This is a genomic window from Streptomyces sp. NPDC023157 (assembly GCF_055560575.1).
The window spans coordinates 910699-936833 of record NZ_JBVHIL010000002.1 but is presented as its reverse complement, the minus strand read 5'-3'; the positions used below and the strand labels follow the sequence as shown (position 1 = coordinate 936833).

General features: G+C 72.6%; 25 protein-coding genes. 14 read left to right on the top strand and 11 right to left on the bottom strand.

Annotated elements, in window-relative coordinates:
* The first annotated feature begins 70 nt into the window (after positions 1 to 70).
* Together ligD and ACZ3ZE_RS09790 are read left to right on the top strand one after the other, a co-directional pair.
* Entirely contained in the window at positions 71 to 1093 is a 1023-nt protein-coding gene (gene ligD, locus ACZ3ZE_RS09795; RefSeq protein WP_467258259.1) for a non-homologous end-joining DNA ligase, read from the top strand.
* A 124-nt stretch (positions 1094 to 1217) separates the two neighbouring features.
* Entirely contained in the window at positions 1218 to 2150 is a 933-nt protein-coding gene (locus tag ACZ3ZE_RS09790) for an alpha/beta hydrolase (RefSeq protein WP_467258257.1), read from the top strand.
* A 12-nt stretch (positions 2151 to 2162) separates the two neighbouring features.
* Here ACZ3ZE_RS09790 and ACZ3ZE_RS09785 read toward each other — a convergent pair whose 3' ends face one another.
* Positions 2163 to 2819, bottom strand: a complete 657-nt coding sequence (locus ACZ3ZE_RS09785) for a TetR/AcrR family transcriptional regulator (protein ID WP_361174455.1) — start codon at positions 2817 to 2819, stop codon at positions 2163 to 2165.
* A 63-nt stretch (positions 2820 to 2882) separates the two neighbouring features.
* On the bottom strand, positions 2883 to 3620 hold the full coding sequence (locus ACZ3ZE_RS09780; RefSeq protein ID WP_361174452.1) for an IclR family transcriptional regulator: 738 nt from the start codon (positions 3618 to 3620) through the stop codon (positions 2883 to 2885).
* 278 nt (positions 3621 to 3898) lie between these two features.
* Between ACZ3ZE_RS09780 and ACZ3ZE_RS09775 the strand changes: the two genes are divergently transcribed.
* Positions 3899 to 4165: a WhiB family transcriptional regulator gene (locus ACZ3ZE_RS09775; protein WP_361174449.1), complete on the top strand. Its 267-nt coding sequence runs from the start codon at positions 3899 to 3901 to the stop codon at positions 4163 to 4165.
* A 28-nt stretch (positions 4166 to 4193) separates the two neighbouring features.
* Here the strand turns inward: ACZ3ZE_RS09775 and ACZ3ZE_RS09770 are convergent, their stop codons facing one another.
* The 3 genes from ACZ3ZE_RS09770 to ACZ3ZE_RS09760 all read right to left on the bottom strand — a co-directional run bounded on the left by ACZ3ZE_RS09770 (position 4194) and on the right by ACZ3ZE_RS09760 (position 6460).
* Positions 4194 to 5168, bottom strand: a complete 975-nt coding sequence (locus tag ACZ3ZE_RS09770; protein ID WP_361174446.1) for an acyl-ACP desaturase — start codon at positions 5166 to 5168, stop codon at positions 4194 to 4196.
* 208 nt (positions 5169 to 5376) lie between these two features.
* Positions 5377 to 5595 (bottom strand): hypothetical protein, encoded by a 219-nt coding sequence (locus ACZ3ZE_RS09765; RefSeq protein WP_361174444.1) that lies wholly within the window; start codon positions 5593 to 5595, stop codon positions 5377 to 5379.
* Between the two features lie 13 nt (positions 5596 to 5608).
* Positions 5609 to 6460, bottom strand: coding sequence for a helix-turn-helix domain-containing protein (locus tag ACZ3ZE_RS09760; protein WP_361174441.1), 852 nt, complete (start codon positions 6458 to 6460; stop codon positions 5609 to 5611).
* A gap of 195 nt (positions 6461 to 6655) precedes the next feature.
* Here ACZ3ZE_RS09760 and ACZ3ZE_RS09755 point away from each other — a divergent pair, with 195 nt between their 5' ends.
* Entirely contained in the window at positions 6656 to 7117 is a 462-nt protein-coding gene (locus ACZ3ZE_RS09755) for an ATP-binding protein (RefSeq protein ID WP_442303932.1), read from the top strand.
* Here ACZ3ZE_RS09755 and ACZ3ZE_RS09750 read toward each other — a convergent pair.
* The 3 genes from ACZ3ZE_RS09750 to ACZ3ZE_RS09740 form a co-directional block, all read right to left on the bottom strand.
* A complete protein-coding gene (locus ACZ3ZE_RS09750; protein WP_361174435.1) occupies positions 7103 to 8746 on the bottom strand; it encodes an ABC-F family ATP-binding cassette domain-containing protein in 1644 nt (547 codons plus the stop codon). The two genes, ACZ3ZE_RS09755 and ACZ3ZE_RS09750, sit on opposite strands and share 15 nt — an antisense overlap.
* A gap of 255 nt (positions 8747 to 9001) precedes the next feature.
* Positions 9002 to 9418 (bottom strand): spore wall synthesis regulator SsgD, encoded by a 417-nt coding sequence (gene ssgD, locus ACZ3ZE_RS09745; RefSeq protein ID WP_361174432.1) that lies wholly within the window; start codon positions 9416 to 9418, stop codon positions 9002 to 9004.
* Between the two features lie 139 nt (positions 9419 to 9557).
* Positions 9558 to 10019, bottom strand: coding sequence for a (4Fe-4S)-binding protein (locus ACZ3ZE_RS09740; protein WP_361174429.1), 462 nt, complete (start codon positions 10017 to 10019; stop codon positions 9558 to 9560).
* Between the two features lie 74 nt (positions 10020 to 10093).
* On the opposite strand from ACZ3ZE_RS09740, the gene ACZ3ZE_RS09735 reads away from it, so the two are divergent.
* Positions 10094 to 11170 carry a WD40/YVTN/BNR-like repeat-containing protein gene (locus ACZ3ZE_RS09735; protein WP_467258254.1) on the top strand — a complete coding sequence of 359 codons (1077 nt, stop codon included), beginning with the start codon at positions 10094 to 10096 and terminating at the stop codon, positions 11168 to 11170.
* Between the two features lie 30 nt (positions 11171 to 11200).
* Here ACZ3ZE_RS09735 and ACZ3ZE_RS09730 read toward each other — a convergent pair whose 3' ends face one another.
* A complete protein-coding gene (locus tag ACZ3ZE_RS09730; RefSeq protein ID WP_361174423.1) occupies positions 11201 to 11500 on the bottom strand; it encodes a YciI family protein in 300 nt (99 codons plus the stop codon).
* A 53-nt stretch (positions 11501 to 11553) separates the two neighbouring features.
* On the opposite strand from ACZ3ZE_RS09730, the gene ACZ3ZE_RS09725 reads away from it, so the two are divergent.
* Complete coding sequence (locus ACZ3ZE_RS09725) at positions 11554 to 12249, top strand: endonuclease V (protein WP_467258252.1); 696 nt, start codon at positions 11554 to 11556, stop codon at positions 12247 to 12249.
* An 82-nt stretch (positions 12250 to 12331) separates the two neighbouring features.
* Complete coding sequence (locus ACZ3ZE_RS09720; RefSeq protein WP_361174417.1) at positions 12332 to 12727, top strand: VOC family protein; 396 nt, start codon at positions 12332 to 12334, stop codon at positions 12725 to 12727.
* A 12-nt stretch (positions 12728 to 12739) separates the two neighbouring features.
* Here ACZ3ZE_RS09720 and ACZ3ZE_RS09715 read toward each other — a convergent pair whose 3' ends face one another.
* Positions 12740 to 13927 (bottom strand): saccharopine dehydrogenase family protein, encoded by a 1188-nt coding sequence (locus tag ACZ3ZE_RS09715; RefSeq protein WP_363293123.1) that lies wholly within the window; start codon positions 13925 to 13927, stop codon positions 12740 to 12742.
* Between the two features lie 187 nt (positions 13928 to 14114).
* On the opposite strand from ACZ3ZE_RS09715, the gene ACZ3ZE_RS09710 reads away from it, so the two are divergent.
* From ACZ3ZE_RS09710 to ACZ3ZE_RS09695, 4 genes are read left to right on the top strand one after another with little or no spacing between them, the layout of a single operon-like run.
* Positions 14115 to 15287, top strand: coding sequence for a CaiB/BaiF CoA transferase family protein (locus ACZ3ZE_RS09710; RefSeq protein WP_467258249.1), 1173 nt, complete (start codon positions 14115 to 14117; stop codon positions 15285 to 15287).
* Positions 15284 to 16435 carry an acyl-CoA dehydrogenase family protein gene (locus ACZ3ZE_RS09705; RefSeq protein ID WP_361174408.1) on the top strand — a complete coding sequence of 384 codons (1152 nt, stop codon included), beginning with the start codon at positions 15284 to 15286 and terminating at the stop codon, positions 16433 to 16435. The genes ACZ3ZE_RS09710 and ACZ3ZE_RS09705 overlap by 4 nt, the downstream gene beginning before the upstream one ends.
* Before the next feature lie 22 nt (positions 16436 to 16457).
* The gene (locus tag ACZ3ZE_RS09700) at positions 16458 to 17672 is read left to right on the top strand and encodes an acetyl-CoA C-acetyltransferase (RefSeq protein WP_361174405.1); all 1215 of its coding nucleotides are present in this window, start codon (positions 16458 to 16460) and stop codon (positions 17670 to 17672) included.
* A 38-nt stretch (positions 17673 to 17710) separates the two neighbouring features.
* Positions 17711 to 19891 (top strand): 3-hydroxyacyl-CoA dehydrogenase NAD-binding domain-containing protein, encoded by a 2181-nt coding sequence (locus ACZ3ZE_RS09695; protein ID WP_467258247.1) that lies wholly within the window; start codon positions 17711 to 17713, stop codon positions 19889 to 19891.
* Here ACZ3ZE_RS09695 and ACZ3ZE_RS09690 read toward each other — a convergent pair.
* Positions 19872 to 20621 carry a MerR family transcriptional regulator gene (locus ACZ3ZE_RS09690; protein WP_361174400.1) on the bottom strand — a complete coding sequence of 250 codons (750 nt, stop codon included), beginning with the start codon at positions 20619 to 20621 and terminating at the stop codon, positions 19872 to 19874. The genes ACZ3ZE_RS09695 and ACZ3ZE_RS09690 overlap by 20 nt on opposite strands.
* A 257-nt stretch (positions 20622 to 20878) precedes the next feature.
* Here ACZ3ZE_RS09690 and ACZ3ZE_RS09685 point away from each other — a divergent pair, with 257 nt between their 5' ends.
* The 3 genes from ACZ3ZE_RS09685 to ACZ3ZE_RS09675 all read left to right on the top strand — a co-directional run bounded on the left by ACZ3ZE_RS09685 (position 20879) and on the right by ACZ3ZE_RS09675 (position 26122).
* On the top strand, positions 20879 to 21589 hold the full coding sequence (locus ACZ3ZE_RS09685; protein WP_467258244.1) for a DUF4232 domain-containing protein: 711 nt from the start codon (positions 20879 to 20881) through the stop codon (positions 21587 to 21589).
* A gap of 251 nt (positions 21590 to 21840) precedes the next feature.
* Entirely contained in the window at positions 21841 to 22296 is a 456-nt protein-coding gene (locus tag ACZ3ZE_RS09680; RefSeq protein ID WP_363291693.1) for a hypothetical protein, read from the top strand.
* A 358-nt stretch (positions 22297 to 22654) separates the two neighbouring features.
* Complete coding sequence (locus ACZ3ZE_RS09675) at positions 22655 to 26122, top strand: M28 family peptidase (RefSeq protein WP_467258564.1); 3468 nt, start codon at positions 22655 to 22657, stop codon at positions 26120 to 26122.
* Positions 26123 to 26135 lie beyond the last annotated feature (13 nt).

The window sequence follows — 26135 nt, the reverse complement described above, 5'->3', positions numbered from 1 at the left end:
CGATCCGGGGCGATCGGTGTCATTAAGTGCCGATATGCGGCTTACGGGCGTCCCGCCTAGGCTGGCCGCCATGGCAGGCAAGGCGGACGCGGTGGAGCTCGAGGTCGGCGACCGGACCGTGCGGGTGTCCCATCCGGACAAGGTGTACTTTCCCGAGCCCGGCTACACCAAGCTGGACATGGCCCGCTACTACCTCGCGGTCGGCGACGGCATCACCCGCGCCCTGCGGGACCGGCCCACCACGCTGGAGCGCTACCCCGACGGTGTGACGGGGGAGTCCTTCTTCCAGAAGCGGGCGCCGAAGTACCTCCCGGAGTGGATCCCGACGGCCCACATCACCTTCCCCAGCGGGCGCTCGGCCGACGAGATGTGCCCGACCGAGCCGGCCGCCGTGCTGTGGGCGGCCAACCTCGGGGCCGTCACCTTCCATCCCTGGCCGGTACGCAGGGAGGACACCGACCACCCCGACGAACTGCGCATCGACCTCGACCCCCAGCCCGGCACCGACTACGCCGACGCCGTCCGCGCGGCCCACGAGCTGCGGGCCGTCCTCGACGAGCACGGGCTGCGCGGCTGGCCGAAGACCTCCGGCGGGCGCGGGCTGCACGTCTTCGTGCCGATCCTGCCGAACTGGACGTTCACGCAGGTCAGGCGGGCCGCGATCGCCTGCGGCCGGGAGCTGGAGCGGCGGATGCCGGACCAGGTCACGATCAAGTGGTGGAAGGAGGAGCGCGGCGAGCGCATCTTCGTGGACTACAACCAGACCGCCCGCGACCGCACCATCGCCTCCGCGTACTCCGTCCGCCCCCGCCCGCACGCCCCGGTCTCCGCGCCGCTGCGCTGGGACGAGATCGACGACGCCGTGCCGCGCGACTTCGACATCCGCACCATGCCGCAGCGGTACGCCGAACTCGGCGACGTGCACGCGGACATGGACGACGAGCGCTTCAGCCTGGAGCCGCTCCTGGAGCTGGCCCGCCGCGACGAGGCGGAGCACGGCCTGGGCGACCTGCCCTATCCGCCGGAGTACCCGAAGATGCCGGGCGAGCCGAAGCGGGTCCAGCCGAGCCGGGCGAAGAAGGAAACCGAGTGAGGCGGTGAGCGCGGCGCCCGTTCGCCGCGCTCACCTGCCCTTTCCGTGCGACTGAAACTAAACGAACGATCGTGCTAGCATTTTTCCTGTCGAGGGCGCGCGAGAACGATCGAGGAGATCCGGCATGCATCCCATGGCCCTGCTGGCCCGCACCGCACTGAACGCCACCGCGCACGTCGCCCCGGGGCCGACCGGGCGGGCCGTCTTCCACCTCTTCGTCCGCCCCCTCGGGCGGGTCCGCGTCAAACCGGCAGAGGAGCGCCTGATGGGCACCGCCCGCGTCGACCGGATACGGGTCGGCCGCAAGGAGGCCGTCACGTACGCCTGGGGTGACGGCGAACGGCCCGTCCTGCTCGTCCACGGCTGGTCCTCGCGCGCCTCGCGGCTCGCCGCCTTCGCCGAGGCGCTGCTCGCCCGCGGCTACAGCCCGATCGCCTTCGACGCCCCCGGGAACGGGGAGGCGACCGGCCGGGCGAGCAACATCCTCGAACACCGCGAGATCATCCGGGAACTGCACGCCCGCCACGGCGACTTCGACGCCGTCGTCGCGCACTCCTTCGGCGTCATCGCCTCGCTCTTCGCGCTCCGCGACGGCGTCCGGACGAAGCGGTTCGTCGGCATCGCCGGGGTCGGCTCCTTCGGCCTGCTCACCGACGCCTTCCAGGTCATGAGCGGCTTCGGGGAGCGCGCGCTCGCCGCGATGCGCCGGCACGTCGAGCGGAAGCTGGCCCCCGAAGAGCCCGGCGTCTGGGGCCACTTCGACGCCTCCTGGCGGCCCGAGGACCTCGGCGCCCCCCTCCTACTGATCCACGACGAGACCGACGACCTGGTGCCGCTCGCCCACGCCCACGTCATCCGGAAGGCCCACGGCACCCGCGCCCGGCTCGTGGTCACCCAGGGCCTCGGTCATCGCCGCATCCTGATGGACACTCAGGTCGTCGCCGAGGCCGTGGAGTTCGTGGCCGGAGCAGCCGGAGCAGCCGGAGCGGCTGGAGCAGCCGAAGCCGCCGGCCTCGCCGACGCGCCTGCCGTGACGGCCGAGGCCGCTTCCCGCTGACCTTCCGCCGGATCAGGCCCCGGCGGCGTCGATCTCGTCCCGTGCCCCGTCCGTCGCCTCGGCCCGCAGGCGGCGGACGATGCCGCGTCGGGCCCGCTCGTACGCGGAGGGGTCGGCGAGCAGGACGGACTGGGCGTTGGCCGACTCCATCAGGGCGATGATCTCGAAGGCGAGCTGCGGGGCGTCGACGTCCTCGACGAGACCGCCGGCCTGCCGGGCCTCGTCGACCGTCCCCTCCACGTAGGTGATCCACTCCTGCCGGGCCCGCGCGATCGCGTCGTGCACCGGGCCCGTGCGGGCGTCGAACTCGGCGGAGACCGCGTAGAAGAAGCAGCCGCCCGCGAAGACCCGCTCCGCGGAGTACGCGAGCCAGTTGCGGCACAGCGCCCACACCTTGCCGGGGCCGGGCGGCAGTTCGGCCAGCGGGGTCACGACCCGGCGGGCGAAGACGGCGGCGGCCGCCCGTACCGTCGCCAGCTGAAGCTCCTCCTTGGAGCCGAACAGGGCGAAGACACCGCTCTTGCTCAGCTTGAGCTCGGTGGCGAGCCGGCCGAGCGACAGGCCCTCCAGGCCCTCGACCGAGGCGATGTCCATCGTGCGGCCGAGGACGAGCCGCCGGGTCTGGTTGCCGCGCTCGACGCGCCCGTCGGTGCTGGTGCTGCCGCTCATGACCCCATCGTACTGAACGCACGATCGTGCGGACACTGTGCGCGGTGGCCCTCGTGCGGGGGCTTACGCCTCCGGCGTGCGCCGCTCGCCCGGTGCGAGCAGCAGCACCTCCAGGGCGCGGGCGCAGGCCCGGGCCCTGGCCAGGAACCAGTCGAGCCGCTCGTCGGTGATCAGCGACGGCGCCGCCCGCACCGAGAGCGCGAAGCGCGCGTGCCCGGCCCGTTCCAGGACCGGCACCGCGAGGGTCCGCGTCCCGAGCGCCGGTTCGCCGTCGTCCAGGGCGTACCCCTGCTCCCGCACCCGGGCCAGCTCGCCCGCGAGGCCGCCGGATTCGCCGGGGCTCCCCGGGCGCGGCCAGGCGAGCAGCACCTTGCCGAGCGCCGTCGAGTGGAGCGGCCGCCGCAGTCCCGTCTTCGGCGTGACCGAACCGCCCGCCACGATCACCGCGTACGCGCCGCCGCGCAGGGCCAGGTCGGCGGTGGCCCCGGTCCGCGCGGCCAGGTCGCTCAGCTCCGGCGCGGCCAGGTGCAGCCCGCGCTGGTGGTACGAGAGCCGACCCAGCTCGGTGACGGCCGGGCCGAGCCGGTAGCGGGCCGTGCGGGCGTCCTGCTCCAGGAAGCCGGCCCCCAGCAGCGTCCTGGCCAGCCGGTGCGCGGTCGACGTCGACAGGGCGAGCCGGCGCGCCAGGTCCGAGGCGCTGAGATCGGGCCCGTTGTCGTGGAAGCAGTGCAGGACGTCCAGGGCCCGGCGCACCGCCTGGGCCCCGGCCGGTGCGCGGACCGGTCCAGCCTCGGTCGTCATGTGGTTCGCTCCCCCTCGCCGCATGCTCTCAACGGCCTCCCACGCTCCCATATGGCGGGAGCCGAGGCAGCATCAGGACGAGGTCGGAAACATGCCGTTCATGTGGGATCCCACATCGTGGGAGACGCGTCGAAGTTGGCCGGAACCCGCCGGGAGGGCGTGGCGGAGAGGCGCGCCGGAGCGGACGGGGCGCCGGAAAAACGGTCCCGCCGGTCCTCGGCGCGCCGCGTTGATCGGACGTTGATGGCCCGTTTAGGCGGCCGCGGGAGTCTCTTCCCATGCAGACCGACACGATGCTTCTCGCCCCGCAGACCCTCGGGGCCCCGGACCTCTCCTGGCAGGAGGACGCGCTGTGCGCGCAGGCGGGGCCGGAGTTCTTCTTCCCGGCGCCCGGCTCCTCGACCCGCGAGGCGAAGCAGCTCTGCGGGGCGTGCCCGGGCCGCGCGGCGTGCCTGGAGTACGCGCTGACGCACGACGAGCGCTTCGGCGTGTGGGGCGGGCTCTCGGAGAAGGAGCGGATCAGCCTCAAGCGGCGCCGGGGCTGACCGCCTCCGGCGCCTCTCGGGTGAGGGCTCAGCCCGCCTCGCGGGCCGCCATGCGCGCCTTGCGCGCCGCGAGCCGCTCGTCGAACTTGGCCGCCTCGCTGTCCAGGCCGTTCATGTAGAGGCCGAGCTCCTCCTGGGCCCGCAGCCCGTCGGGGCCGAGGCCGTCGATCTGGAGGACCTTGAGGAAGCGGAGCACCGGCTGCAGCACGTCGTCGTGGTGGATGCGCAGGTTGTAGATCTCGCCGATCGCCATCTGGGCGGCGGCCCGCTCGAAGCCGGGCATGCCGTGACCGGGCATCCGGAAGCCGACGACGACGTCCCGCACGGCCTGCATGGTGAGGTCGGGGGCGATCTCGAAGGCCGCGCCCAGCAGGTTGCGGTAGAAGACCATGTGCAGGTTCTCGTCGAGCGCGATGCGGGCCAGCATCCGGTCGCAGACGGGGTCGCCGGACTGGTGGCCGGTGTTGCGGTGCGAGATGCGGGTGGCGAGCTCCTGGAAGGCCACGTACGCGACCGAGTGCAGCATCGAGTGCCGGTTGTCCGACTCGAAGCCCTCGCTCATGTGCGCCATGCGGAAGCGCTCCAGCTCGTCCGGGTCGACCGCCCGCGAGGCCAGCAGGTAGTCGCGCATGACGATGCCGTGCCGGCCCTCCTCCGCGGTCCAGCGGTGCACCCAGGTGCCCCAGGCGCCGTCGCGGCCGAAGAGGCTGGCGATCTCGTGGTGGTAGCTCGGGAGGTTGTCCTCGGTGAGCAGGTTCACCACGAGGGCGATCCGGCCGATGTCGGTGACCTTGGACTGCGAGCGGTCCCAGGCCTCGCCGTCCTCGAAGAGGGCCGGGAAGTTCCGGGCGTCCGACCACGGCACGTAGTCGTGCGGCATCCAGTCCTTGGTGACCTTCAGGTGCCGGTTGAGCTCCGTCTCCACGACCTCTTCCAAGGCGTACAGGAGCCGCGCGTCGGTCCACCCTGCGGAGCTGCCGAGGTGGGGAGAGGTGAGCGTCACGGGAACTCCTGGGGACGGAGAGGGGGCATACGGAACTACCTACGCACTCGTAGGTTACGAGACCGTAGGTTAAAGCCCCGATAAGGGGGCGGCCAAGCCCGTCCCGGAAACACCCGGTCACGTTCCGTCATGCCCCCAGTTCCCGCGGGGTGGCGGGAGACCCAGGTCACGGGAGTCCGGGCCCGCGGGCGGGCCCCGGCGCGGCTACTCAGAGCAGATGATCGGCGGCGCCGGCCTTCACGGCCGAGATCAGCGCCCGCAGCGCCTCGACCGAATCGCTGACGTACGCGTCGGGGGCGAGGGTGGAGCCGATGTAGGCGCGGCCGGAGTCGTCGAGGCCGAAGCGGAAGCAGTTGGCGCCCTCGCTGCAGAAGGCCTGGTTCCAGGCGATCTCCCGGGCGGCGGCGGGGTGGTCGGTGAGGTTCATGGTGGGGGGTCCTTCAGAGGTCCTGGGCGAGGGTGCGGATGAAGTCGCGGGAGGCGGACGGTGGCAGGGCCAGTCCGTTCAGTCGCTCCAACAGGCCGCGATAGCGCCGCAGTTGCATATCGGTGTCGAGAAGTATGGAGCCGTGGGAGGAGTCGAGCTGCACCGTGTCGAGCTGCGGCACCGGTGCGGACACACAGGTGAACGACTGACCCGCCCCGGGGAAACCCCCCGCCGTGAACGGGATGACCCGCACGGAGATCGTGTCCCGCTCCGAGCGCTCCAGGATGTACTCCAGCTGCGCCCGCGCGACCTTCGGGCCGCCGAACTGCATGCGCAGCGCTGCCTCGTGGATCACTGCCCCGTAGAGCGTCGGCCGGTCCCGGTCGAGTACCTCCTGGCGGCGCAGCCGCAGGTCCACCCGGGCCTCCAGGTCGGGCCCGGGCAGTGGTGGGTCGGCGGTGTCGAAGACGGCCCGGGCGTGCTCCTCGGTCTGCAGCAGGCCGGGGAGGTGCGTCGTGACGGCGGTGTGCAACTCCGCCGCGTGGAACTCCAGTTCGGCGATGTCGATCAGTGCCGGCGGCAGCAGCCCCCGGTGCTGTTCCCACCAGCCGCGGTCGCGCTCCTGGGCCATGGCGGCGAGCAGGTCGATCAGGGGGGTGTCCGGACAGCCGTAGTTGAAGGCGAGCGTGCGCACCCGCTCGGCGCTGATGCCGAAGCGTCCCGACTCGATGTTGGGGATGCGGGTGCGGTCGACGCCCAGGAGGGCGGCGGCCTGCTGGACCGACATGCCCGACTGTTCGCGCAGTTTGCGCAGCTCGTGTCCGAGTCGCTGCTGGCGCGCGGTCGGGGTGCTCCTTGGCGGCACGCTCGTTCTCCCCCTTCGGTTCCGGGCTCGCGGTCCGGAGAAATGGCCCGGTTCGGCATAAGTGCGGGTATCTACTGCCAAGTAGTAGCACCGTGCTCCGGTTCTAGGCTACGGTCGGTAGCGCAAGTCTCACACGGGGCAATCGTGTTCGACGTGTGAGCACCCCCACACGCACAGGAAATGTGAGCAAAACCGATGAAGGGCGCACTGCGTTGCCTCCCGTCCGCCGTCGCGGCCGGCCCCATACCCCCCGCCACCGAGAACCTCAGCTACTCGATGCTCCTGCCCGGGGGCGCCTACTGCGCCGGACTGGCCCGAGACTCCATCCGCACCCTGGTCGACCGCCACGGCCTCGCCGAACTCACCGAGACCGCGGTCCTCGCCGCCTCCGAACTCGTCTCCGCCGCGTACCGCTTCACCCCGGACCGCGAGATGGTCCTGCGGGTGCGCTGGCAGTTCGACGCGCTGCGGATCGTCCTCTACGACCAGCATCCGGCCCACCCCGCACCGGACGAGGCCGACGCCTGCCGCGACCGCCGCAGCCGCAGCATGTGGCTGCTGGCCGCGGCGGTCGGGGCGCACGGCGGGGACTGGGGGCTCGCCCCCGTCCTCACCCCGGGCGGCGGCACCAAGTCCTGGGCGTTACTCCACCGCTAGCGCCCCCTCCCGTACCGCCTCGGCCGTCGTGGGCCGCAGTTCGCCGTCGAGCTCCAGCCAGCGGGTGATCCCCAGCGACTCCAGGAACGGCACGTCGTGACTGACCACGACCAGTGCCCCCTCGTACGCGTCGAGCGCGGCCGTCAGGCTCCGTACCGACGCCAGGTCCAGATTGTTGGTCGGCTCGTCGAGCAACAGCAGCTGCGGCGCCGGCTCGGCGAGCAGCAGCGCCGCCAGCGTCGCACGGAACCGCTCGCCGCCGGACAGTGTTCCCACCGGCCGATCGGCCCGGGCGCCCCGGAAGAGGAACCGGGCCAGCCGCGCCCTGATCGCGTTCGGCGTCGCGCCGGGCGCCAGCCGGGCCACGTTCTCCACCACGCTCAGCCCGTCGTCCAGCACATCGAGCCGCTGCGGAAGAAAGCGCAGCGGGACCCGCGCCACCGCCTCGCCCGCGACCGGATCGAGCCCGCCCGCGAGCGTCCGCAGCAGTGTCGTCTTGCCGGCCCCGTTGCGGCCGACCAGCGCCACCCGCTCCGGACCCCGCAGCTCGAACTCGCCGGCGACCCGTGCCCCGTACCGCAGCTCCAGGTCGTGCAGCAGCAGCACCTCCCGGCCCGGCGGGACCGTCGTGTACGGCAGCTCGATCCGGATCTCGTCGTCGTCCCGCACCGCCTCCACCGCCGCGTCGAGCCGCGAGCGCGCCTCGGCGAGCCGGTCCGCGTGCAGCCGGCGGTGCTTGCCCGCCGACACCTCGGCCTGGGCCTTGCGGGTGTTCGCCACGACCTTCGGCACGACCTTGTTCTCCGCGCTCTTCTGCGCGTAGCGCTTGCGCCGGGCCAACTTGGCCTGGGCGTCTGACAGTTCCCGCTTCTGACGCTGTACGTCGGCCTCGGCGACCCGCACCATGCGCTCGGCCGCCTCCTGTTCGGCGGCGAGCGCCGCCCGGTAGTCGGACCAGGCTCCGCCGTACCAGGCGACCTCGCCGTCCCGCAGGTCGGCGATCTGGTCGACCCGCTCCAGGAGTTCGCGGTCGTGGCTGACCACGATCAGCACGCCGGGCCAGGCGTCCACCGCCTCGTACAGCCTGCGGCGGGCGAACAGGTCCAGGTTGTTCGTCGGCTCGTCGAGCAGCAGCACCTCGGGTTCGGCGAGCAGCAGCGCGGCCAGCCGGAGCAGGACCGACTCGCCGCCGGAGACCTCGCCGATCGTGCGGTCGAGCCCGACGTGCCCGAGACCGAGCCGGTCGAGCACGGCGCGGGCCCGCTCCTCGACGTCCCAGTCCTCGCCGACGGCCGTGAAGTGCTCGGCGGACGTGTCGCCCGCCTCGATCGCGTGCAGCGCGGCCCGGGCGCGGTCGATGCCGAGGGCCCGGTCGACCCGCAGCCCGGTGTCGAGGACCAGGTTCTGCGGGAGGTATCCGACCTCGCCCGCGACCTGGACGGTGCCGGAGGCCGGGGCGAGCTCGCCGGCGATCAGCTTGAGCAGGGTGGACTTCCCCGAACCGTTCAGCCCGACCAGACCGGTCCGGCCGGCCCCCACGGCGAGCCGGAAGTCGTCGAGGACCGGGGTCCCGTCGGGCCAGGAGAAGGAGAGGGACGTGCAGGTGACGAAGGTGGGGCGGGGCGCCATGAGAGCCTCCCGGTGGCAGGGGCGTGGATGAGGACTACGCGGGAGACACCGGGGCGCGGGCGGGAAGGGGAGAGCGGAGCAGCGCTCGTACGCCGAGGTCGAGGACGGCACACGCGGCGGCGGGGCGGCACGCGCGGCACGGTGTCTCGCAACCTCAGACGAGCAACGGCCTTCTCCGATCGGGCGACAAACAGGGCCAGGTCAGGACGGTACGCAGCGGGCGGGGGAGACCGCAATCGAATTAGCCGGCACGCCTCACGGGCGCTCCTCCAGGAGCTGGGCGAGGTTCCCGTCCCAGTCGAGGTACTGGTGCTCACGCCCCCGCGGCACCAGGACCTGCGAGGCCTTCAGGAAGCGGCGCAGCTCGGACGTGCGCAGGTGCACCATGGCGACACCCTCGGGCGCGTGGAACTCCACCACCGTCCGGTCGTAGCCGTACGGGCGCAGCCGCACGTCCCCGAACCCCGCGGGCTCGTCGATCCCCTGCGCGAGCAGCTCGCGCGCGAAGGCCCAGGACACCTCGACGCCCTCCAGGGTCGCGGGCGGCGGAAAGGCCATGCGGACCGCGAACGGGTCCTCGCGGTCGTAACGGAGTGTGGCGGACACGGTCTCCATCCGTGGGACGGACGCGACCAGCCGGGCCTGGACGGCCTGCTCGATGACGGTGGACAAGGCCAGCCTCCTGTTGCGCGGCTACGTTCTCCTGGTCTCCCTGACACCAGAAGAGACGAACCGCGGGGCCGGATCGTGCACTGCGGGGGTACGTGAGCTGTGTCACCGCCGCGTCCGGGATGTCCGCGAAGGGCCGGTCCTAGGCCTTCTCCGCCTGCTCGAAGGGCTCGAACTCGCCGCCCGCGCACGGACCGGAGTGGTCGCAGTACGGCTGGTTGCCGGAGGCGCCGCAGCCGCACAGCACCGCCCGGGTCTCGTGCCGTCCGCCCTGCTCGTCGCGGACCAGGAGGTCACCGCGGACCACGAGCCGGCCGTCCGGCATGCGCCGCACCGTGGTGGGGACGTCCCCGGCCTCGGCCGAGGCGTCGGCCGGGCGGTACTGGAGCGCCCCGGACGGGCAGCGGCGGACGACCTCGGCGACCAGGTCGGCGGGGGCCTGGTCGGGCTGGATCCAGGGGCGCTTGCCCAGGTCGAACACGCTCGGCAGGCCGCGGAGGCACTCGGCGGCGTGGAGACAGCGGCGGGGTTCGTACGTGACGGTGATGCCCTCGCCGTCGTACTCCTTGATCCTCGGCTCTTCCTCTGCCGTGGGTTCGCTCATACGCCCAGCCTAGGAAGGGGCGGCGGGGTACGCACCCTGGACGGGATCTTCGGGGTGGGCTAGCTTCCGGCGCCATGACGTCCATGGGGAACACGAGACGAATGACGGCCGTGGGACTGGCGGGGGCTGCCCTCGCCATGGCCCTGGGGGCCCCGGCGCAGGCCGCGCCCGGCCACGAGCCCGCCGGGTGGCGGCTCACCCGCACCGACACCGACGCCCGCTTCCGCGGCCTCGCGGCGGTGGACCGGTCCACCGCCTGGGCGGCCGGCTCCCAGGGCACGGTGCTGCGCACCACCGACGGGGGCAGGAGCTGGCGGAACGTCTCCCCGCCGGGGGCGGCGGAGCTGGAGTTCCGCGACGTGGAGGCCTTCGACGCCCGCCGGGCCGTGGTCCTCGCGATCGGCGAGGGGGAGGCCTCCCGGGTGCTGCGCACCGAGGACGGCGGGGCGACCTGGACCGAGTCCTTCCGCAACACCGACCCGCGGGCCTTCTACGACTGCATGACCTTCTTCGACCGCAGGCACGGCCTCGCGATGAGCGACCCGGTCGACGGCAGGTACCGCATCCTGTCCACCGCCGACGGCGGCCGGTCCTGGCGGGTCCTGCCGAACGAGGGCATGCCCGCCGCGCTGCCCGGCGAGGCCGGGTTCGCGGCCAGCGGCCAGTGCCTGGTCTCCGCGGGGCCGAAGGACGCGTGGCTCGCGACCGGCGGCGGCGCCAGCGGCCGGGTCCTGCACTCCGCGGACCGCGGCCTGACCTGGACCGCCACGGACACCACCCTCCCCGCCGGTGAGGGCGCCAAGGGCGTCTTCGGCCTCGCCTTCCGCGACCGCGCCCACGGCATCGCCGTCGGCGGCGACTACCGCAAGGACCAGCCCTCGCCGCGGGCCGCCGCCGTCACCGGCGACGCGGGCCGCACCTGGACGGCGTCCGCCACCCCGCCGCCCGCCTACCGCTCGGGCGTCGCCTGGCTCCCGCACCGCGAGGACACCGCCCTCGCGGTCGGCCCCACCGGCACGGACCTCACCACGGACGGCGGCCGCACCTGGCGCACGGTCGACACCGGCTCGTACGACACCGTCGACTGCGCCGCCGACGGCGCCTGCTGGGCCTCGGGGGAGAAGGGCCGGATCGCCCGCCTCGCCCGCTAGCGGGCGAGGACAGGCCCGGGGCTGCCTGTCCTAGGCGGGCAACTCCTCGCGGTACGACGCCAGTCCGGCGACCGTCTTGGTCGCGTAGAACTCGGTGATCCGGTACGCGCAGACGCCCCCGACGCTGAACGGGTCGGCCGCCGCGATCTTCTCGATCTCCGCGCGGTCGACCCCGGCGGCCAGGATCACCCCGCCGTCACGGGGGTTCTTCCGCCCGGACGCGAGGAACACGCCGGCGGCGTACTGCACGTCGAGCCACTCGATGTGCGCGTCGAGGAGCGCGTCGACCTGCTCGACGGGCGCGGTGTAGGAGAGTTCAAGTACGAACATGGGTGCCAGGCTACGCGCCCGCCCCCACCCGCCCGGCCGTAGGGTGCCGACTCATGACGATCATCGAGATTCCCGAGGGATGGCCCGCCGACGAGGAATCGGCACGGGCCGTGCAGCAGGAGCTGCGCGGGCGGCTCGTGACCGCCGACGAGGGGCCCGGCCCCGGGACCGGGAACGTCACCGGCCTCGACGTCGCCTACGACGACGAGCGGGACCTGGTCGCGGCGGCCGCCGTCGTCCTCGACGGGCGCACCCTGGAGGTGGTGGAGGAGACCACCGCCGTCGGGCGGGTCTCCTTCCCCTATGTGCCGGGGCTCCTCGCCTTCCGCGAGATCCCGACCGTGCTCGCCGCGCTCGGGCGCCTCACCGCCGACCCGGGGCTGCTCGTCTGCGACGGCTACGGCCTCGCCCACCCCCGCCGCTTCGGCCTCGCCAGCCACCTCGGGGTGGTCACCGGCCGGCCCTCGGTCGGCGTCGCCAAGAACCCGTTCACCTTCACGTACGAGCAACCCGGCACCGCCCGGGGCGCGTTCACCGACCTGATCGCCGAGGGCGAGACCGTCGGCCGCGCGCTGCGCACCCGCGCCGGGGTGAAGCCGGTCTTCGTCTCCGTCGGCCACCGCGTCTCGCTGGAGAGCGCCTGCGCCCACACCCTGCACCTCACCCCCCGCTTCCGGCTGCCCGAGACCACCCGCCACGCGGACTCCCTGTGCCGCCGCGCCCTCGCGGAGGCCCTCGCGGCGGAATGAGCACGAGGACCCTGTGGCGCCCGGGGCGCCTGAGTACGAGTACGGATACCGGGCCGGTTTCGGGGGCGGCACAGTGTGGGGCATGACAAGCCCCGGTGCGATCGGCACCCTGCAGTGCGTGGTCCTCGACTGTCCCGACGTCATGGAACTCGCCGAGTTCTACCAGGCGTTGCTCGGCGGCGAGATCAACCGCCCGGACCCCCAGTGGGCGGTCGGCGACGCCTGGGCCACGCTCCACGGCGTCTCCGGAGCGCCCGTGCTCGCCTTCCAGGGCGTGGCCGACCACCGGCCGCCGGTCTGGGGGGCGCCCGAGCAGCAGTTCCACATCGACGTACGGGTCCAGGACCTGGACGCCGCCCACGAGGCGGTGCTCGCGCTCGGCGCCTGGCGGCTCGACTCCGGCGGGGGCGAGGGCGACCGGGGCTGGCGGATCTACGCCGACCCGGCCGGCCACCCGTTCTGCCTGGTGCGCCACTGACCTCCCGGGAGGTCAGCCCGAGTGCGCCACCCGGAAGCGCAGCCCGGCCGCCCGCAGCCGGTCGAGCAGCGCGTCGCCCATCGCCACCGCCGTCGTGACCTGCCCGGCGGTCTTCGGCAGGGTGTCGTGGGCCAGGCAGAGCGCGGACTCGGCGAGCATCTTCGCGGTCTCGTCGTACCCCGGGTCGCCGCCCGACACCTCGGTGAACACGCGCCGGCCGCCGCCCTCGCCGACGAAGCGCACGGAGAACCAGCTACGAGCCCGCCGCTCGGCGTCCGGACCCTGGCCCGGCTCATAACGGTCCATCAGCCAGGTCCGTACTGCGGGAAGTTGGGCCGCGAGGACGCCGGTGCCGACGACCGCGGCGCCGCCGAGCGCCATCGGCAGGGTCTTCACCGAGGCGTAGTGGCGGTAGCGGAAGTCCGGCCCGTACCGCTCCAGCGCCGCCGCGGAGCGCCTCACCACCTGCGGGTCCAGGGTGGGCAGCGGCAGCGCCCAGGTGCCGGTCTCGCGGCTGAACCGCGGTCGGCCCAGCGGCGCGTGGGCCCGCCGGGTCACCAGCCGGGGCTCGTGCAGCCGCCGCTCGCGCGCGGCGCCCAGGATCTGCCGGCCGCGGCCGAAGGCGGTCAGGGCCGAGGCCAGGGTGCCGCCCGAGAAGACCGCCCCGGCCCGCACGAACCCGTCGATCCGCAGCGGCACCCCCTCCGGCAGCTGCCCCACGGTGAACCAGACGCCCAGGTCGTGCGGGACGGAGTCGAAGCCGCACGCGTGCACCAGCCGGGCCCCGGTCTCCCGGGCGCGGGCGTCGTACCGTACGTACATCCGGTCGACGAACTCCGCCTCGCCGGTCAGGTCCACATAGTCGGTGCCGGCCTCCGCGCAGGCCGCCACCAGGCCCTCGCCGTACCAGACGTAGGGGCCGACGGTGCTCGCCACCACCCGGGCGGATCCGGCCAGTTCGCGCAGCGCGTGCGGGTCCTCGGAGTCCGCGACGAGCAGCGGCAGGTCGGCGCAGCGCGGCCACCGCTTCGCGAGCCGCTCGCGCAGGGCGAACAGCTTGGCCCGGCTGCGCCCGGCCAGCGCCCAGCGGCACCCGGCCGGGGCGTGCGCGGCGAGGTACTCCGCGGTGAGCTCGCCCGCGAACCCGGTCGCCCCGAAGAGAACCACGTCGTACGGCCGTCCGGCCGCCCCTGTCTCCATCCCGCCCAGCCCCTCGGTCCGCGCCCCGCGCCGTCCCCCGGCGCGGATGTCGTCGGCGGACTCTAGCGGAAGTCGTGCCCGGGGCAATTTCCAAGCGCTTGCTCGGCTCGGGGGCTTGTGCCGAGTGGAACACGTTCCTAGCATCTCCGGTGTTACATCATCACTGTCACATACCTCTGGGGGCTCGATGAGCACACCGCGCCACGCCCGCCCCGGCCCGCTCTCCGGAGTCCGGGTGGTGGAACTCGCGGGCATCGGCCCCGGACCCTTCGCGGCCATGCTCCTCGCCGACCTCGGCGCCGACGTCGTCCGCGTCGACCGGCCCGGCGGCGCCGTCCTCGGCATCGACCCCGCGTACGACCTCACCAACCGCAACAAGCGCTCCGTCCTCGTCGACCTCAAGGCCGACGGCGGCGCGGAGACCGTGCTCGACCTGGTGGCCCGGGCCGACGTCCTCATCGAGGGCTACCGGCCCGACGTCGCCGAACGCCTCGGCGTCGGCCCCGAGCCCTGCCTCGCCCGCAACCCGCGGCTCGTCTACGGCCGGATGACCGGCTGGGGCCAGACCGGTCCGCTCGCCCCCGCCGCCGGGCACGACATCGCGTACCTCGCCGTCACCGGCACCCTCGGCATGATCGGCCCCGACCCGGAAGGCCCGCCCACCGTCCCCGCCAACCTGGTCGGCGACTACGCGGGCGGCTCCCTCTACCTCGTCATCGGCGTCCTCGCCGCCCTCCGACACGCCCGCGAGCACGGCGAGGGCCAGATCGTCGACGCCGCCATCGTCGACGGCGCCGCCCACCTCGCCATGATGATCCACGGCATGCTCGCCGCCGGATCCTGGCAGGACCGGCGCGGCGTCAACCTCCTCGACGGCGGCTGCCCCTTCTACGGCGTCTACGCGACCGCCGACGGCGGACACATGGCGGTCGGCGCCCTGGAACAGCGGTTCTACGCCGAGTTCGCCCGCCTGCTCGGCCTGGGGGAGACCGCGGAGGCCCGCGACGACCTCGCCCGCTGGCCCGAACTCCGGGACGCCGTCGCCGCGCGCTTCCGCACCCGCACCCGGGACGAGTGGACCGCCGTCTTCGAGGGCACCGACGCCTGCGTGGCCCCCGTGCTCTCGCTGCGCGAGGCGCCCGGCCACCCGCACCTCGCCGCCCGCGGCACCTTCGTCACCCACGAGGGCCTCGTCCAGCCCGCCCCCGCGCCCCGCTTCTCCGCCACCCCCGGCGCCGTCCGCACCGGACCCGCCCGGCCCGGCGCCGACACCGACGAGGTCGCCCGCGACTGGTCCGTACCCTCGCTCACCGGCGCCACCCCGCCCCCCGACGCAGCCGCCAAGGAGCCCTCCGCATGAAGCGCCAGCTCTACACCGCCGACCACGAGGCCTTCCGCGAGACCGTCCGCACCTTCCTCGCCAAGGAGGTGCTGCCGCACTACGCCCAGTGGGAGAAGGACGGCATCGTCTCCCGCGAGGTCTGGCGCGCCGCCGGCCGGCAGGGCCTGCTCGGCCTCGCCGTCGACGAGGAGTACGGAGGCGGCGGCACCCCGGACTTCCGCTACAGCGTCGTCCTCGCCGAGGAGTTCACCCGCGCCGGCACCCCCGGCCTCGCCATCGGGCTGCACAACGACATCATCGGCCCCTACCTCACCTCGCTCGCCACCGAGGAGCAGAAGCGGCGCTGGCTGCCCGGCTTCTGCAGCGGCGAGCTGGTCACCGCGATCGCCATGACCGAGCCCGGGGCCGGATCCGACCTCCAGGCCATCCGCACCAGCGCCGAGGACCACGGCGACCACTGGATCCTCAACGGCTCCAAGACCTTCATCTCCAACGGCATCCTCGCCGACCTGGTCGTCGTCGTCGCGAAGACCACCCCCGAGGGCGGCGCCCACGGCCTCTCCCTGCTCGTCGTCGAACGCGGCGCGGAGGGCTTCGAGCGCGGCCGCAACCTCGACAAGATCGGCCAGAAGTCCCAGGACACCGCCGAACTCTTCTTCACCGACGTCCGCGTCCCCAAGGAGAACCTGCTCGGCGAGCTCAACGGCGCCTTCCTCCACCTCATGACCAACCTCGCCCAGGAGCGGCTCGCCATCGCCGTCGCCGCGATCGCCGGCGCGGAACACCTCCTGGAGCTCACCACCACGTACGTCAAGGAGCGCGAGGCCTTCGGCCGGCCGCTCGCCAAGCTCCAGCACGTCCGCTTCGAGATCGCCGAGATGGCCACCGAGTGCGCCGTCACGCGCACCTTCGTCGACCGCTGCGTCGAGGAGCACACCGCGCCCGGCGGGCCCGGCCTCGACGCCGTACACGCCTCCATGGCCAAGTGGTGGGCCACCGAACTCCAGAAGCGGGTCGCCGACCGGTGCCTGCAACTGCACGGCGGATACGGCTACATGAGCGAATTTCCGGTGGCCAGGGCCTTCACGGACGGCCGCATCCAGACCATCTACGGCGGGACGACCGAGATCATGAAGGAGATCATCGGCCGTTCCCTGCTCGCCTGACCCTCATGCGAAAGGCAACATCGTGACCACCGAAGCGTACGTCTACGACGCTATCCGCACCCCCCGCGGCCGCGGCAAGGCCAACGGGAGCCTGCACGGCACCAAGCCGATCGACCTCGTCGTCGGCCTCATCCACGAGATCCGCTCCCGCTTCCCCGGCCTCGACCCGGCCGCCGTCGACGACATCGTCCTCGGCGTCGTCGGCCCGGTCGGCGACCAGGGCTCCGACATCGCCCGTATCGCCGCCATCGCCGCCGGACTGCCCGACACCGTCGCCGGAGTCCAGGAGAACCGCTTCTGCGCCTCCGGCCTCGAAGCCGTCAACATGGCCGCGATGAAGGTCCGCTCCGGCTGGGAGGACCTCGTCCTGGCCGGCGGCGTCGAGTCCATGTCCCGGGTGCCGATGGCCTCCGACGGCGGCGCCTGGTTCGCCGACCCGATGACCAACATCGCCACCAACTTCGTCCCCCAGGGCATCGGCGCCGACCTCATCGCCACCATCGAGGGCTTCACCCGCCGCGACGTCGACGAGTACGCCGCCCTCTCCCAGGAGCGCGCCGCCGCGGCCGTCAAGGCCGGGCGCTTCGACCGCTCCGTCGTCCCCGTCAAGGACCGCGCCGGGCTCACCGTCCTCGACCACGACGAGTTCCTGCGCCCCGGCACCACCGCCGACTCCCTCGCCCGGCTCAAGCCCTCCTTCGCCGACATCGGCGAGCTCGGCGGCTTCGACGCCGTCGCGCTGCAGAAGTACCACTGGGTCGAGGAGATCGACCACGTCCACCACGCCGGCAACTCCTCCGGCATCGTCGACGGCGCCTCCCTCGTCGCCATCGGCTCCCGCGAGATCGGCGAGCGCTACGGTCTCACCCCGCGCGCCCGGATCGTCGCCGCCGCCGTCTCCGGCTCCGAGCCGACCATCATGCTCACCGGACCCGCCCCCGCCACCCGCAAGGCGCTCGCCAAGGCCGGTCTCACCATCGACGACATCGACCTGATCGAGATCAACGAGGCCTTCGCCGCGGTCGTCCTGCGCTTCGTCAAGGACATGGGCATCACCCTCGACAAGGTCAACGTCAACGGCGGCGCCATCGCGCTCGGCCACCCCCTCGGCGCCACCGGCGCGATGATCCTCGGCACGCTCGTCGACGAGCTGGAGCGCCAGGACAAGCGCTACGGCCTCGCCACCCTCTGCGTCGGCGGCGGCATGGGCATCGCCACCATCGTCGAGCGCGTCTGACCGCCCGGTCCGAACCCCCTTACGGAGAAGCAGCAGCCATGAGCGAGAGCACCACGATCCGCTGGGAGCAGGACGAGACCGGTGTCGTCACCCTCGTCCTCGACGACCCGAACCAGTCCGCGAACACCATGAACCAGGCCTTCCGGGCCTCCATCACGGCGATCGCCGAGCGCGCGGAGGCCGAGAAGGACACCATCCGGGGCATCGTCTACACCTCCGCGAAGAAGACCTTCTTCGCGGGCGGCGACCTCAAGGACATGGTCAAGGCCGGTCCCGAGGACGCCCAGGCGATCTTCGACACCGCCATCGAGATCAAGAACGCGCTGCGCCGCATCGAGACCCTCGGCAAGCCGGTCGTCGCCGCCATCAACGGCGCCGCGCTCGGCGGCGGCTACGAGATCGCGCTCGCCTCCCACCACCGCGTCGCCCTCGACGCCCCCGGCTCCAAGATCGGCCTGCCCGAGGTCACCCTGGGCCTGCTGCCCGGCGGCGGCGGTGTCGCCCGCACCGTACGCCTCATGGGCATCACCGACGCGCTGCTGAAGGTGCTGCTCCAGGGCACCCAGTACAACCCGCAGCGCGCGCTCGACAACGGCCTCGTGCACGAGCTGGCCGCCACCCCCGAGGAGATGCTGGCCAAGGCCCGCGCCTTCATCGACGCCCACCCCGAGTCGCACCAGCCCTGGGACGTGCCCGGCTACAAGATCCCCGGCGGCACCCCGTCGAACCCGCGGTTCGCCGCCAACCTGCCGGCCTTCCCCGCCAACCTGCGCAAGCAGCTCAACGGAGCCCCCTACCCGGCGCCCCGCAACATCATGGCGGCGGCCGTCGAAGGCTCGCAGGTCGACTTCGAGACCGCGCTCACCATCGAGAGCCGCTACTTCACCGAGCTGGTCACCGGCCAGACCGCGAAGAACATGATCCAGGCGTTCTTCTTCGACCTCCAGGCCGTCAACTCGGGCGCCAACCGGCCCCGGGGCGTCGAGCCCCGCCCGGTCCGCAAGGTCGCCGTCCTCGGCGCCGGCATGATGGGCGCCGGCATCGCGTACTCCTGCGCCCGCGCGGGGATCCAGGTCGTCCTCAAGGACGTTTCGACGGAATCCGCCGCCAAGGGCAAGGCCTACTCCGAGAAGCTCTGCGCCAAGGCCGTCGCCAAGGGGCGCACGACACAGGAGAAGGCCGACGCGCTCCTCGCCCTGATCACCCCGACCGGCGACGCCGCCGACCTGGCCGGCTGCGACGCCGTCATCGAGGCGGTCTTCGAGGACACGGCCCTCAAGCACAAGGTGTTCCAGGAGATCCAGCACGTCGTCGAGCCCGACGCGCTGCTCTGCTCCAACACCTCCACCCTGCCCATCACGGTCCTCGCGGAGGGCGTGGAGCGCCAGAGCGACTTCATCGGCCTGCACTTCTTCTCGCCCGTCGACAAGATGCCGCTGGTCGAGATCATCAAGGGCGAGCGGACCGGCGACGAGGCCCTCGCCCGCGCCTTCGACCTGGTCCGCCAGATCAACAAGACCCCGATCGTCGTCAACGACTCGCGCGGCTTCTTCACCTCCCGCGTCATCGGCCACTTCATCAACGAGGGCGTCGCCATGGTCGGCGAGGGCGCCGAACCCGCCTCCGTCGAGCAGGCCGCCGCCCAGGCCGGCTACCCGGCCAAGGTCCTCTCCCTCATGGACGAGCTGACCCTCACGCTGCCGCGCAAGATCCGCAACGAGACGCGCAAGGCCGTCGAGGAGGCCGGCGGCACCTGGACGTCCCACCCCGGCGAGACCGTCATCGACCGCATGGTCGACGAGTTCGGGCGCACCGGCCGCAGCGGCGGCGCGGGCTTCTACGACTACGCCGAGGACGGCAAGCGCGGCAAGCTCTGGCCCGGCCTGCGCGAGCACTTCACCAAGCCCGGCACCGACATTCCCTTCCGCGACATGCAGGAGCGCATGCTCTTCGCGGAGGCCCTCGACACCGTCCGCCTCGTCGAGGAGGGCGTCCTGACCTCGGTCGCCGACGCCAACATCGGCTCCATCCTGGGCATCGGCTTCCCCGCGTGGACGGGCGGCGTGCTCCAGTACATCAACGGTTACGAGGGAGGCGTCGCCGGCTTCGTCACGCGCGCCCGCGAGCTGGCGGCCACCTACGGCGAGCGCTTCACCCCGCCGGCCCTCCTGGTCGAGAAGGCCGAACGGGGCGAGGTCTTCACGGACTCGGCGTCCTGAACGCCGTCCTGAGCTCCTCGCTCAACGACCGCTGAAAGGCCGTGACGAGGGCCTGGATCACCATCGGCTGCATGTCCGCCGAGAGCGACTTCATCGCGGTCAGGTGATCCGGGTCCTCGCCGCTCTCCCGGTACGGGTTCCACACCTGCTCCTGGAAGAGCCGGGCCAGCTCTTGCGCGGCCGCGCGCGCGTGCGCGAGGAGCACGGTCCGGGAGGCGAGGATCGTCTCGTGCTCGATGGGCACGTCCAGCAGCTCCACCCCGAGCCGCAACAACGACCCGTCCAGCCGGAACACCTCCGGGTCCGCCCCCCTGACCAGCACCCCCATGGCGGCCAGCCGGTCGACGTCCCGCTCCCCGAGCGCCCGCCCGGCCCGCCGCTCCAGCTCGCGCCGGGTGATCTCCTCGGCCGACTCGGGCGCCCAGGCCGCGACGAGCGCCCGGTGCACGGCCAGATCCCGCGCGCTGAGATCGGCCGGCAACTGCTCCAGATACCGCTCGATCGCCGCGAGGGTCATCCCCTGCCGCTGAAGCTCCTCGATCAACGCGAGCCGCGACAGATGCCCGGCCCCGTACCACCCGACCCGCCGCGCCCCGATCACGGGCGGCGGCAACAGCCCGCGCGTCCCGTAGAACCGCACCGTCCGCACGGTCACCCCGGCCCGCGCGGCCAACTCGTCGACGGTATAGACGGGCCCGTCACCCTGGTGCTCGTCGCTGGCCTGCTCCATGGTTCAACAGTATTGCTGTCTCACCAGGTCTGTAAAAGAGTGCGGTCACCGGCGGCGGGATCCGGTGGCGGAGCCCCAGCCCCCTCCCGGGCCGGCGTTCCGAATGCGGCTTGTTACCGAATGCGGACAGAACGGAGTGAACGCCGCCCTCCCGCGCGGCATCTCATGGGGTGCAGCGAAACAGCCGACACGGTCGGTTCCCCCGCGGGAGTGGGGGGAGGTGCCGTGTCCCCATCGAGCAGGGGAGAGCTTTCCTCATGACCACCACGCACCTTTCCCGCCGTACCGCCCGTTCCGCCGCCCTGGCCGCCGTCACCGCCACGCTGGCGCTGGGCCTCGCCGCCTGTGGCGGTGGCGACGCCGACGCGAAGACGCCGGGCGGCGACCGCCCCGCGGGTACCGCGAAGAGCCGGCCCGCGCCCGACGCGAGCGGCAAGGGCGGCACGCGGCAGACCGCCGACGGTGCCGCCCCCACACGAGGGTCGAGCGTGACTCCCTCGGGCGCGAAGGGCGAGGCCCCGGGCAAGGGCGCGGCGGCCGGCGTCCAGGCGTGCCGAGGGGACGAGCTCATGGTCACCGCCGTGCACCGGTTCGCCGGTGAGCAGGGCGACCACCTGCTGGTCACCGCCTCGAACGCGGGCACCAAGCCCTGCTGGGTCACCTCGTACCCGGCCGTGAAGCTGGGTGGTGACGTCGGCACCGCGTCGCTGCCGCACTCCAAGAAGGACAACCCGGGCGGCGACCGCCGCATCACGCTCCGGGCCGGAGCCAAGGTGTACAGCGCGGTCAACCTCTTCGACTACGGCTCGAAGCACCGCACGGCGCAGTCCTTCGCCCTCGCGCTGCGCGGCGCGGACGGACGCGAGGGCCCCTTCTACTCCGTCGACGCCAAGGGCGAGAAGCCGCGGTTCAGCTGGAACGAGGCCGACGTCCTGAACTGGAACACCGAGAAGCCGTACGACTTCTGACGGCCTTCCGTTGTCAGTGGCGGCTCGTACGGTGAGGCCATGAGCGTGATCGAGTACGTACGGGGAGACGCCACCGCGCCGCGCGGCAAGGGGGTCAAGATCGTGGCGCGGGGGATACCGGTCACGGTGTACGACTTCGGCGTGTAGCGGGCCCGTGAGGGGTGGGGCGGGTACCCCGGCGGGGGTGGGGGGCGGGGTGCCGCTAGAGTCATGCGGCTGTTCGAATTCGGTTGCTTGGCAGGGGGCAGGGTATGCAGGCGCAACTCAGGGAGAAGGCCGCCGAGTTGGCCGCGGTGCTGTGGAAGGAGCACACCGTCTACCGCGAGCGCGGGGGCGGGGTGGTCATCCGGGGCGAGCACGTCCGGCGGTGGATCAGTCTGGCGCCGACCGGTGGCAAGGACCAGGCGCTGGTGCGGGCTGGGCGGATCCTGGACGGGGGGACGACCGCGCCCGCGCGGCTGGAGGTCGTCGTGGATCTGTCGGCGGGGACGTCCGAGCTGGCCGCGGTCTGCCGTCGGCTGCTCGCCGAGACGGCCGCCGAATCCGAGCCGTCCTCGTCCGCGGCCACCCCCCGGCGGGCCCGTGCGGCAAGGGCGCCGCGCCCGCGCAAGGGCCGGCACACCGGCTTCGGCTCGTGGGTGGCGCTGCTCTGTGTCGCGGGCGTCGTGGCCTTCTGGGCGTACAGCGTCTTCGGTTCGCTCTACTAGGCCGCGTGGCGGTGGCGGATCCCGAGCCCCGGGCGGGGCGGGGCGCCCGCGCCGATGACGGGGCCGCCGGCTTCGGCTGAGCCGATGAGGGTGGGCGGGTGGCCCGACCGTCCTCGGTGGCGGCCGACCGGTGGCATGTGGGGCCGGGGGTGCGGGTCGTCGGTGTCCTGGCGGACCGGAATCGGCCACTTCCGGTGGCGCGAGGGGTGCGGTCGAGGGGTCATAACGCGGGTCTTATGCCCGCAGGGATGACTCCTGTTCGTCATGTCCACGCCCATACTCGGCGGCAATGACACCCGAACCCCCACGATCGGAGTGGACGTTGCAGCCCATCAGATGGACGGCGGCCGTGACAGCGATGGCACTGTCCGCCAGCCTCGTCGGTGCCCTCGCCGGAACGGCGTCGGCGGCGCGGCCGGCCTCAGCCCAGAAGGACAGCCCCGTGTCCCGCGCGGTCGCGGCCGCGGACCTGGCAGTCGACAGCGGTCTCGACACGCTGGTCAACTCGGCCCAGGAGCAGTACGAGCGACGTCTCGTCACCCCTTGGGTGAAGGACCTCTACTCGGTGTCGTACGAGCGCAGCTACCGCGGTCTGCCGGTCGTCGGCGGTGACGCCGTGGTCCTCGCCGACGGTTCCGGCAGGATCCGCGCCCTCCAGTCGGCCTCCTCCGTGCGCGTCGACGTGGCGACCAGGCCGTCGGTCACCGCGAGGAAGGCCGAGACGGCCTCGCGGAAGAAGCTGGCCTCGGTCGACAAGGTCGAGAGCAGCCGGCTCGTCGTCCGCCTCAAGGACGACAAGCCGGCGCTGGCCTGGGAGACGGTGCTGCGCGGCCGTACCGCGACCGCGCCCAGCAGGCTGCACGTCTTCGTCGACGCCCGTACCGGTGCCGTCGTCGACAGCTACGACGACGTGGTGGCGGGCACCGGCAACAGCAAGTGGAACGGGCCCGGCCCGGTCACCATCGACACCACCGCCTCGGGCTCCACCTACTCCCTCCGCGACCCGAGCCGGACCGGTCTGAGCTGCGCCGACTACAGCACCAACGCGGTCTTCTCGAAGTCCTCCGACTCCTGGGGCACCGGCAACCCCACGAGCAAGGAGACCGGCTGCGTCGACCTGATGTTCGCCGCGCAGAAGCAGTGGGACATGCTCGGCCAGTGGCTGGGCCGCAACGGCGTCAGCGGCAACGGCCGCAGCTTCCCCGGCAAGGTCGGGCTCAGCGACCTCAACGCCTACTGGGACGGCAGCTCGGTGACCATCGGGCGCAACAGCGCCAGCGAGTGGATCGCCGGCGTGGACGTGGTGGCCCACGAGTACGGGCACGCCATCGACTCCAACACCCCCGGCGGCACCAGCGGTCAGGAGGCCGGGCTCGGCGAGGGCACCGGTGACATCTTCGGTGCGCTGACCGAGGCGTACATCAACCAGCCGGCCCCCTACGACGTCCCCGACTACCTGGTGGGCGAGGTCATCAACCTCCAGGGGCGGGGCCCGATCCGCAACATGTACGACCCGCCCGCCGTCAACAACGACCCGGCCTGCTACAGCTCGGCGATCCCCGGCACCGAGGTGCACGCCGCCGCAGGCCCGCTGAACCACTGGTTCTACCTGCTGTCCGAGGGCACCAGCCCCGGCGGCGGCAAGCCCAGCAGCAGCACGTGCAACCAGAGCACCCTGACGGGCGTGGGGATACAGACCGCCGGCAAGATCTTCTACGGCGGCATGCTGCTCAAGACCAGCAGCATGAGTTACAAGAAGTACCGCACGGCGACGCTCAGTTCCGCGAAGTCGCTCGACGCGACCTGCGGCCTCTTCGGCAAGACGAAGGCGGCGTGGGACGCGATCAGCGTGCCCGCCCAGGCGGCCGACCCGACCTGCACCCCGAGCGGTCAGAACAACGACTTCTCGATGTCGCTCAGCCCCTCGTCCGGCACCGTCCAGCAGGGCGGCTCCGTGACCACCACCGTCGGCACCGCCGTCACGACCGGCACCGCGCAGTCGGTGACGCTGACCGCCACCGGCCTGCCCGCCGGGGTGACGGCCTCCTTCAACCCCGCGACGGTGCAGTCCGGCCAGTCCTCGGTGCTGACCCTGACCGCCACCTCCAACGCGGCTCCCGGCACGTCCACGGTCGTCGTCAAGGGCCAGGGCGCCACGCTGTCGCACACCACCGACTACACGCTCAACGTCGGCGGGACCCAGCCCGGCAACGACCCGCCGGACGTCGATGTCGCCAACGTGCAGGCGCACCTGGCCCAGCTCCACACCATCGCCGGCCAGAACGGCGGCAACCGCCGTGCGGGCAGCGCCGGCCACACCCAGTCGCTGGCCTACGTGAAGGGCAAGCTGCAGGCCGCCGGGTACACGGTGACCGAGCAGAACTGCACCTCCTGCACCTACCCGTCGAACAACCTGATCGCCGACTGGCCGGGCGGCCCCGCCGACCAGGTCGTCATGTTCGGCGCGCACCTGGACGGCGTCTCGGCGGGACCCGGCATCAACGACAACGGCTCGGGCTCCGCGGCCCTGCTGGAGAACGCCCTCGTCCTCGCCCAGAAGAACCCGACGATGACCAAGCACGTGCGCTTCGCCTGGTGGACCGACGAGGAGCAGGGCCTCAACGGCTCCGCGTTCTACGTCAACCGGCTCACCGCCTCGCAGCGCGCGACCATCAAGGCCTACTACAACTTCGACATGGTCGGCTCCACCAACGGCGGCTACTTCGTCAACAACCTCAACTCCGCCGCCGCCGCGCCCCTCAAGGCGTACTGGACCTCCCTGAACCTGGCGCCCGAGGAGAACACCGAGGGCCAGGGCCGCAGCGACGACTACTCCTTCCAGCAGGGCGGCGTCCCGACCTCCGGATACGCGGCCGGCGCGAGCGCCCGCAAGACCGCGGCGCAGGCGCAGAAGTGGGGCGGCTCCGCCAACACCGCCTACGACTCCTGCTACCACAGCGCCTGTGACACCACGAGCAACATCAACGCGACGGTGCTGAACCGCAGCTCCGACGGGATCGCCTACGCCGTCTGGAAGCAGGCCGTCGGCGACACCGCCCCGGCGCAGGACTTCTCCGTCGGCGTCAGCCCGTCCGCGGGCAGCGCTGCCCCCGACGGGTCCGTCTCGGCGACGGTGAACACCGCCACCGTGAGCGGCGCCGCCCAGACCGTGGCTCTCTCCGTCTCCGGCGCGCCGGCCGGCGTGACCGCCACGCTCAGCCCGACGTCCGTCCAGTCCGGCAGCTCCTCGGCCCTGTCCGTCCAGGTCGGCCCGAGCACCACGCCCGGCACCTACACCCTGACGGTCACCGGCTCGGGCACCGTCAGCCACACCACCACCTACACGCTGACCGTCACGGGCGGTGGCGGCTCCTGCACGCCGCGCCAGCTCGTGGTCAACGGCGGCTTCGAGAACGGCGGCAGCCCGTGGAGCGCGAGCGCGGGCGTGATCACCAACGACGCGCGGCAGGCGGCGCACGGCGGCAGTTACAAGGCGTGGCTGGGCGGAAGGGGTTCCAGCTACACCGAGAACGCCGCGCAGTCCGTGTCCGTCCCCGCGGGCTGCACCTCGTACCGGCTCTCGTTCTTCGTCCACATCGACACGGACGAGACCGAGAGCGTCGCCTACGACGTGGCCACGGTCACGGTGGGCGGCCGGCAGCTGGCGTCCTACTCCAACCTGGACGCGGCCGCGGGCTACGTCGAGAAGTCGTACGACCTCTCGTCCTTCGCCGGCCAGACCGTCACCGTCGGGTTCACGTCGGTGGAGGACCAGTCGCTGCAGACCTCGTTCGTCCTGGACGACGTCTCGCTCCAGGTGAGCTGAGCCCCGCCGCCCG

Coding starts and splice junctions, on each gene's coding strand:
- ACZ3ZE_RS09715 (WP_363293123.1), bottom strand. CDS start 13,927: ATGGAGACAGGGGCGGCCGGACGGCCGTACGACGTGGTTCTCTTCGGG.
- ACZ3ZE_RS09690 (WP_361174400.1), bottom strand. CDS start 20,621: ATGGAGCAGGCCAGCGACGAGCACCAGGGTGACGGGCCCGTCTATACC.
- ACZ3ZE_RS09775 (WP_361174449.1), top strand. CDS start 3,899: ATGCAGACCGACACGATGCTTCTCGCCCCGCAGACCCTCGGGGCCCCG.
- ACZ3ZE_RS09685 (WP_467258244.1), top strand. CDS start 20,879: ATGACCACCACGCACCTTTCCCGCCGTACCGCCCGTTCCGCCGCCCTG.
- ACZ3ZE_RS09680 (WP_363291693.1), top strand. CDS start 21,841: ATGCAGGCGCAACTCAGGGAGAAGGCCGCCGAGTTGGCCGCGGTGCTG.
- ACZ3ZE_RS09755 (WP_442303932.1), top strand. CDS start 6,656: ATGAAGGGCGCACTGCGTTGCCTCCCGTCCGCCGTCGCGGCCGGCCCC.
- ACZ3ZE_RS09765 (WP_361174444.1), bottom strand. CDS start 5,595: ATGAACCTCACCGACCACCCCGCCGCCGCCCGGGAGATCGCCTGGAAC.
- ACZ3ZE_RS09735 (WP_467258254.1), top strand. CDS start 10,094: ATGACGTCCATGGGGAACACGAGACGAATGACGGCCGTGGGACTGGCG.
- ACZ3ZE_RS09710 (WP_467258249.1), top strand. CDS start 14,115: ATGAGCACACCGCGCCACGCCCGCCCCGGCCCGCTCTCCGGAGTCCGG.
- ACZ3ZE_RS09720 (WP_361174417.1), top strand. CDS start 12,332: ATGACAAGCCCCGGTGCGATCGGCACCCTGCAGTGCGTGGTCCTCGAC.
- ACZ3ZE_RS09750 (WP_361174435.1), bottom strand. CDS start 8,746: ATGGCGCCCCGCCCCACCTTCGTCACCTGCACGTCCCTCTCCTTCTCC.
- ACZ3ZE_RS09725 (WP_467258252.1), top strand. CDS start 11,554: ATGACGATCATCGAGATTCCCGAGGGATGGCCCGCCGACGAGGAATCG.
- ligD (WP_467258259.1), top strand. CDS start 71: ATGGCAGGCAAGGCGGACGCGGTGGAGCTCGAGGTCGGCGACCGGACC.
- ACZ3ZE_RS09785 (WP_361174455.1), bottom strand. CDS start 2,819: ATGAGCGGCAGCACCAGCACCGACGGGCGCGTCGAGCGCGGCAACCAG.
- ACZ3ZE_RS09695 (WP_467258247.1), top strand. CDS start 17,711: ATGAGCGAGAGCACCACGATCCGCTGGGAGCAGGACGAGACCGGTGTC.
- ACZ3ZE_RS09730 (WP_361174423.1), bottom strand. CDS start 11,500: ATGTTCGTACTTGAACTCTCCTACACCGCGCCCGTCGAGCAGGTCGAC.
- ACZ3ZE_RS09705 (WP_361174408.1), top strand. CDS start 15,284: ATGAAGCGCCAGCTCTACACCGCCGACCACGAGGCCTTCCGCGAGACC.
- ACZ3ZE_RS09790 (WP_467258257.1), top strand. CDS start 1,218: ATGCATCCCATGGCCCTGCTGGCCCGCACCGCACTGAACGCCACCGCG.
- ACZ3ZE_RS09740 (WP_361174429.1), bottom strand. CDS start 10,019: ATGAGCGAACCCACGGCAGAGGAAGAGCCGAGGATCAAGGAGTACGAC.
- ACZ3ZE_RS09675 (WP_467258564.1), top strand. CDS start 22,655: ATGGCACTGTCCGCCAGCCTCGTCGGTGCCCTCGCCGGAACGGCGTCG.
- ACZ3ZE_RS09780 (WP_361174452.1), bottom strand. CDS start 3,620: ATGACGACCGAGGCTGGACCGGTCCGCGCACCGGCCGGGGCCCAGGCG.